Annotated in this window: 6 protein-coding genes and 1 pseudogene; all 7 read left to right on the top strand. The window is 58.7% G+C overall.

Going from position 1 to position 6,757, the window contains the following annotated elements; all coding sequences use genetic code 11:
- A pseudogene (locus tag H3V08_RS07445) lies at positions 1 to 200 on the top strand (carbohydrate ABC transporter permease); the annotation flags it as partial.
- A gap of 152 nt (positions 201 to 352) precedes the next feature.
- Complete coding sequence (locus H3V08_RS07440; RefSeq protein WP_198182268.1) at positions 353 to 1,027, top strand: YesL family protein; 675 nt, start codon at positions 353 to 355, stop codon at positions 1,025 to 1,027.
- Between the two features lie 11 nt (positions 1,028 to 1,038).
- A complete protein-coding gene (locus H3V08_RS07435; RefSeq protein ID WP_198182267.1) occupies positions 1,039 to 2,091 on the top strand; it encodes a LacI family DNA-binding transcriptional regulator in 1,053 nt (350 codons plus the stop codon).
- Between the two features lie 176 nt (positions 2,092 to 2,267).
- Positions 2,268 to 3,662 carry a glycosyl hydrolase family 32 gene (locus H3V08_RS07430; protein WP_198182266.1) on the top strand — a complete coding sequence of 465 codons (1,395 nt, stop codon included), beginning with the start codon at positions 2,268 to 2,270 and terminating at the stop codon, positions 3,660 to 3,662.
- 178 nt (positions 3,663 to 3,840) lie between these two features.
- Positions 3,841 to 5,154: an ABC transporter substrate-binding protein gene (locus H3V08_RS07425; RefSeq protein WP_081830726.1), complete on the top strand. Its 1,314-nt coding sequence runs from the start codon at positions 3,841 to 3,843 to the stop codon at positions 5,152 to 5,154.
- Between the two features lie 97 nt (positions 5,155 to 5,251).
- Positions 5,252 to 6,106 carry a carbohydrate ABC transporter permease gene (locus H3V08_RS07420; protein WP_198182265.1) on the top strand — a complete coding sequence of 285 codons (855 nt, stop codon included), beginning with the start codon at positions 5,252 to 5,254 and terminating at the stop codon, positions 6,104 to 6,106.
- The coding region (locus H3V08_RS07415; protein WP_198182264.1) for a carbohydrate ABC transporter permease at positions 6,103 to 6,757 on the top strand (655 nt) is incomplete at its 3' end. The genes H3V08_RS07420 and H3V08_RS07415, both read left to right, overlap by 4 nt.

Below are 6,757 nucleotides of genomic sequence, written 5' to 3'. Positions count from 1 at the left end.
TGCCGTATCTGACGTTGGATATGCGCAGGTACAAGACGATGAGTATCGCCATCCAGTATCTGAAGGGCGGGTACGGCAGTGTCGACATGGGTGCCATGATGGGCTGCCTGGTCCTGGCCATCATCCCGATCGTGGTCTTCTACCTGATCTGCCAGAAGTACATCATCAAGGGAGTCCTCGCAGGAGCCGTCAAAGGCTGAGCCCACGATGGTGGCCGGGATCGACGAGGGCTCATGCCCATCGTCGGTCCCGGTCTTTGGTTGCGGGTGAGATGGGATGGATAACGATCCCGGTTCGCCCGCCGGCAGGTTGCCGGCATTCCTGGTTCCCGGCCCACCCCTAGGAGGTGACGATGCAGTTCCTGTCTCCGGACTCCGGATTCATGCGTGGTCTATCGGATGCCATCGATGCGATATGGATCAACATCCTCATGCTGGTATGCAGCATTCCCCTGTTCACCATAGGCGCCGCCCTTTCGGCGGGGTTCGATGCGGCCAGGCGCGATCTCGACGGGGTAGGGCACGTAACAGCCAATTACCTGCGCGCCTTCAAGGACAACTTCGTCAAGGCCACGTTGATCTGGTTGGTTTTCGGGTCGACCCTGGCGGCACTGGTCTATGCCTGGGTGGTCCTGCAGATTACGCCCCTGCTCATTGTCAAATTCGCCCTTACCATCATCTGGGTCATCGGTTTTGAGTGGGTATGGGCTCTTCAGGCCCGATTCGAGAACGACCCCGGCCATACCATGCTCAATGCGTTGATCTTCGGCCTGTCGAATATCGGCAGAACCCTGGCTCTGGTGGGTATGGACCTGGTCTATCTGGCTCTTGTGGCGGCCTCCTGGGTCTATATGCCCCAGGGGCTGTTCCTGCTGATTGTTCTGGGGTATGGGACCCTGATTATGCTTCATGCCCCTGTTCTGGAGGGGGTGTTCGTCCGATATGTCGGGAAAGCCACTGCTTCCGAAGGGCTGGACCCCTCCCGGGAAACAAATGCGGGAGTCGAGGGCATCCCTGACCGCGATTAGGATTGACGGGTATGGTCACACTTCAGGATGTCGCGCGGGCGGCAGGTGTTTCGATCGCGACGGCATCTTGGGCGGTCAATGACAACAAGAACGTCAGAATACCGGAATCCACCAGACGCAAGGTGCGCAAGGTCGCCCAGGAGCTGGGGTACCGGCAGAATGCCATGGCCCGAAGCCTGGCGAGAGGTCAGTCTGACCTGATTGGTTTCATCAGTGATGGGGTCGCCACCTCCCCCTTTGCCGGGCAGGTCATTCAAGGAGCCCAGGATGAGGCCTGGCGCAACGGGAAGATTCTTCTGGTGGTGGACACCAATGGTGATGCCGGCATGGAGCGTCGGGCCTGCTCCTTCATGCTGGAGCGGCAGGTGGAGGGGATTGCATACTCCTCCTGGGTCCATCATGCGGTTCGTCCGCCGCGGGATCTGGACAAGGTGAACTCGGTGCTGGTCAACTGCTTTGATTCGGAGGGGCGTTTCCCTGCCGTGGTCCCCGACGAGGTCCAGGGCGGTAGGGCGGCCACGGACCTTCTTCTCCAGGCCGGTCATCGGCGGATATCCTTCGTCAACGCCGTGGACTCCTCGCCGGCCTCACAGGGCAGACTACAGGGGTATCGCGATGCCCTGGCCGCTGCCGGTGTCGTTTATGACCCCAATCTTGTGATTCGTTGTGCCGCCGATCAGGAGGGTGGGTACGGAGTCGTCGAGCAGGTTCTGTCCACCGGGGCCACGGCCGTTTTCTGCCACAATGACCGCACCGCCATGGGGCTTTTTGACGCCTTGCGTGAGCGCGGGCTTCATGTGCCCGAGGATCTGTCGGTGGTCGGCTTCGATAACCAGGAGATCATCTCCGCCCACCTGCATCCGGCCCTTTCCACGGTCGGGCTTCCCCAGTATGACCTGGGTGTTCTGGGAATCAGGACCCTCCTTGAGAGGGGCGGGGAGGAAGGTGCCGATGACGCTGAGGATGGAGGGGGTTCCGCTCCTGCCTATGAGCCCATCCGGGTCACCTGCCCAACGGTCGTGAGGCGTTCCATCCGCAATCTGGCACCGGTATCCGAGGTCTGACGCGGCCTGTCCATCTGCCGCCATTCGAGGGCCGACTCAGTTGAGTTGACATTTGACGACCGCTATCTATAATTATTGCTTAATCGCTTAAACGGTGTGAGGGGCGTAGTTCTCCGGTTGGCTGTTGAGGCGGATATCAAGTATTTCGGGTCCATGGTTGTACCGGAAAGGGCGCAATGACGAAACTGTATTATCAATTCCCCGGCACCTGGTTCGGAGACTGCATGCCTTTCGGCAAGGGTGACGAGTTCTTCCTCTTCCATCAGAGGGATGACCGCGATCCCATTCCCTTCGGGCAGCCTTTCGGCTGGGCGCTGGCGACCACCAAGGACTTCGTCCACTACAAGGACTGCGGTATCGCCATCCCCCGTGGGGGTGACGATGAGCAGGACCAGTTCATCTATGCAGGCAGCATCTTCCAGGGTGAGGGCCGCTACCATGCCTTCTATACGGGGTACAACCGGGACTACCCGGCGCAGGGTAAGGCATCCCAGGTCCTCATGCATGCGGTAAGCGACGACCTCTATCACTGGACCAAAACCCAGGATGCCCTGACCTTCACCCCCCAGGAGGGATACGATCCCGATGACTGGCGCGATCCCTGGGTAATCAGGGATGAGGAGAACGACAGGTACCTGCTGATTCTGGGGGCCCGTAAACAGGGGCCCAAGACCCGGCAGGCCGGCCGGACGGTGGCCTTCACTTCGAAGGACCTTGAACACTGGACCTTCGAGGGTGATTTCTGGGCCCCGGACCTGTACACCATGCATGAAATGCCGGATCTCTTCAGAATCGGCGACTGGTGGTACCACATCGTGACCGAGTACAGCGACAAGCATGGCATGGTCTATCGGATGGCAAGGGATCTTGAGGGGCCCTGGACGGCTCCGGTCGATGATGCCTTCGATGGCAGCGCCTACTACGCAGGCCGAACCTTCGAGCTCAACGGCAAGCGTGTTCTCTTCGGCTGGGTGGCCACCAAGGAGAACGACGATGATGCCGCCAACTATGAGTGGGGTGGCACCTTTGTGCCGCATCAGGTCTACCAGCGTCCTGATGGATCCCTCGGTGTGCAACCGGTGGATACGCTTTGGGATTCCTTCGCCGACCGCCGGTCCCTGCCCGATCTTGAGCTGCACTCCGATGGTGGCAGGACCGAGCAGGTCCTGGCCCGTGGATGCGGTGACCTGATCGCCCTGGAGGCGGACGTGCGCTTTTCCGAAGGTACGCGTTCCTTGGGGTTGCGGATCTACGAGAACGAGGAAACCGGGGAATCCTATCAGTTCCACTTCAAGGTGGGGGAGAACCGCTACCTGTTCGAGGGCAATCCCAACTATCCCTGGTTCACCAACATGAACATCGGCCTGGAGCGCCCCATTCAACTTGAGGCGGGCCGGGACTACCACCTGCAGCTTGTCGTTGACGACACCATCGCCACACTCTATGTGGATGGGGTGGCCCTCAACGCAAGGATGTACCACCACTATGGTGACAGCCTGGGTCTGTTCGTCACGGAAGGTGGCCTGCAGGTGTCCAACGTATCCGTATCCACCAAACTGAAGGAGGGGTAAGACCCGGAGAAAAGCCGTGCGGAGCCGGTGTCCGTCGATGAAGTCCGACACCGGCCCATCTCACACAGGCCGGCATCAGTGCCTGTGTCTATTTAGCTTAAGCGTTTATTCATGACCATGACGGTCAGGAGTAATTCGCCCGATAAGGTAGTCGGTCACAAAAGTGATGGAGTGAATCATGAGGAAAAGCATCAAAGCCCTGGCTGTCCTTGGGGTACTGACCATGTCTGTGAGCGGCCTGGCCGCCTGCGGTGGTTCCCAGGCCAGCGCCGACAAGGGGCACGTCTACTACTTGAGCGCCAAGCCCGAGCAGCAGGATGAATTCAAGGATCTGGCCAAGCAGTTCACCAAGGATACCGGCATACCGGTCGATGTGTCGGTGGCCTCTTCCGGCACCTACGAACAGTCGCTCAAGAGCGAGCTGGCCAAGTCCAACGCCCCGACCATGTTTGATGTGGACAACAACGATTTCCAGAACTGGTCCGGGTACTACAACGACATGTCCAAGACCGGCATCTACAAGGATCTGAAGAACCAGGACTTCGCTCTGAAGCTCGACAACAAGGTCATCGCGGTGCCCTACGTCATGGAGCGTTACGGAATCATCTACAACAAGTCCCTGATGAAGCAGTACTTCTCCGCAGACTGGTCCTCGATCAAGTCCATCGAGGAAATCGATAACTTCAAGGCCCTGAAGACCGTCGCTGATGAGATTCAGGATCACAAGGACGCCCTGGGTGTCAAGGGTGCCTTCAGTTCGGCCGGTTTCGACTCCAGCTCCAGCAAGCGCTTCGGCGATCAGCTGGCCCATATCCCGGTCTATTACGAGTACAGGGATCAGAACACCGAGGAAGAGCCGCCGACCATCTCCGGCAAGTACATGGACAACTTCAAGAACATCTTCGATCTCTACCTGAAGGACTCCACCACCAAGCCCTCCCAGCTTTCCAGCGCCACCATGGATGACTCCAACAGCGAGTTCTCCACAAAGCAGGCCGTTTTCCTCCAGAACGGCTCCTGGGGGTATCCCCAGATCAAGGATCAGGATGTCCCCGACGAGGACATCGGTGTGCTCCCCATCTATATGGGTGTGCCCGGTGAGGAGAAGCAGGGTCTGACCGTCAGCTTCATGTACTTCGCCACCAACAACAAGTCCTCGGAGAAGGACAAGGAGGCCACGAACCAGTTCCTCGATTACATCCTCAACAATGACGATGCCAGGAAGATCGTGACCGACGACATGGGCTTCGAAACCCCCTTCAAGTCTTACGAAAAGGCCGGCTTCAAGTCCAAGAACCCGGTCCAGCGCGCCAATGATGCCTATGCCAAGGCCGGCGACTACGACACGGTCATCCATCCTCTGCCCTCCGCCCAATGGGTGGCTTCGCTGAGCGACGCCATGCTGGAGTATGCCCAGGGGACCGGTGACTGGGCCAAGGTCAATACCGCCTTCGTGGACGGCTGGGCCACCGAGTACAAGACCACGCACTGAGGAATCCGCCGGATCGGCCGTCCGGAGACTGTGCGGCCGGCCGATCCGGACTCCTCTTTATCGGGTGGTGTTTCATTGAGAAGATTGGGAGGTTCCCATGATTTCCATGGTAGGTAAATCAATCAGGCGTTGGTGGGCGCTCTTCACCATCCCCACCCTGGCGGCTTTCGTCATTGGATTCGTGGTGCCGTTCGTCATGGGTATCTGGCTGAGCCTGTGTCGGTTCACGACGGTGACCGACGCCTCCTTCATCGGTCTGGGGAACTACTCCCAGGCCATCTCGGATCCGGAGTTCTGGCATTCGATGCTCTATACGCTGGCCTTCACCGTCGTGACCACCGTCATCATCAACGTCCTGGGATTCGCTGTGGCCTACATGCTGACCAAGGCCATCCGGGGTGCCAACATCTTCAGGTCGGTCTTCTTCATGCCCAACCTGATAGGCGGCATCATCCTGGGTTATATCTGGTTGCTCCTCCTCAATGGGGTCCTCGGCAGGTGGGGGCGTTCCATCACCTACTCGGGGGTATATGGCTTCTGGGGCATGGTCATGCTCTACTGCTGGCAGCAGATTGGCTACATGATGATCATCTACATAGCCGGGTTGCAGTCCCTGCCGGGTGACGTGATCGAGGCCGCCTCGGTCGACGGGGCCAATGGGCGGCAGCGTCTGTTCCATATCACCCTGCCGCTGATGATGCCCTCCATCACGGTGTGCACCTTCCTGACCATGACCAACGGCTTCAAGATGTTCGATCAGAACCTGGCCCTGACCAACGGTGCCCCCTCCAATACCTCCGAATTGCTGGCCCTGAACATCTACCGGACCTTCTACGGACGGACGGGCTTCGAGGGCGTGGGTCAGGCCAAGGCCGTGATCTTCTTCGTGATCGTGGCCATCATCGCGGTCATTCAGAACCGACTCACCACCAGTAAGGAGGTGGCGGCATGAGCGGCAAGGTCAAGCACTCCTGGCTCTGGACCCTTTTCTTCACCCTGGTGTCCCTGCTGTGGATATTCCCCATTGTTCTGGTGGTCATCAACTCATTCAAGAACAAGGCCTACATATCCCGTGATGCCTTCTCCATACCGACCGGACGGGCCTTCGTCGGCTTCCAGAACTACACCAGGGGAGTGGACCGGACCAATCTCCTGGCCAGCTTCGGTTGGACGGTCGTGGTGACCGTCGGTTCCGTCCTCCTGATTCTGCTCTGCACCTCCATGTGCGCCTGGTGGATCGTCAGGGTCAACAACTGGGCCGCCAAAGGCTTGTATCTGCTCTTCCTCTTCAACATGATCGTGCCCTTCCAGATGGTCATGTTCACGCTTTCCAAGCTCGCTGACATGTTGGGGCTCAATACCCCCTGGGGCCTTTGGATTGTATATCTGGGGTTCGGTGCAGGCCTGGCCGTCTTCATCTTCACCGGTGTCATCAAGGGTATTCCCCAGGAGCTGGAGGAATCGGCCATGATTGATGGGGCCAGTATCCCGAGAACCTTCTTCGGCATTGTGGTTCCTATTATGAAGCCGTCGATTGTGTCGGTGGCGATTTTGGAGGCCATGTGGATTTGGAATGACTTCCTGTTGCCGTATCTGACGTTGG

Source organism: Bifidobacterium sp. M0307 (assembly GCF_016100445.1).
GTDB lineage: Bacteria > Actinomycetota > Actinomycetes > Actinomycetales > Bifidobacteriaceae > Bombiscardovia > Bombiscardovia coryneformis.
The sequence above is the reverse complement of the archived record's forward strand: the minus strand, read 5'-3'. Positions and strand labels throughout refer to the sequence as shown.

Excerpts from the sequence above, each read along its gene's own strand:
- H3V08_RS07440 (WP_198182268.1), top strand. The coding sequence starts at position 353 with ATGCAGTTCCTGTCTCCGGACTCCGGATTCATGCGTGGTCTATCGGAT.
- H3V08_RS07435 (WP_198182267.1), top strand. The coding sequence starts at position 1,039 with ATGGTCACACTTCAGGATGTCGCGCGGGCGGCAGGTGTTTCGATCGCG.
- H3V08_RS07430 (WP_198182266.1), top strand. The coding sequence starts at position 2,268 with ATGACGAAACTGTATTATCAATTCCCCGGCACCTGGTTCGGAGACTGC.
- H3V08_RS07425 (WP_081830726.1), top strand. The coding sequence starts at position 3,841 with ATGAGGAAAAGCATCAAAGCCCTGGCTGTCCTTGGGGTACTGACCATG.
- H3V08_RS07420 (WP_198182265.1), top strand. The coding sequence starts at position 5,252 with ATGATTTCCATGGTAGGTAAATCAATCAGGCGTTGGTGGGCGCTCTTC.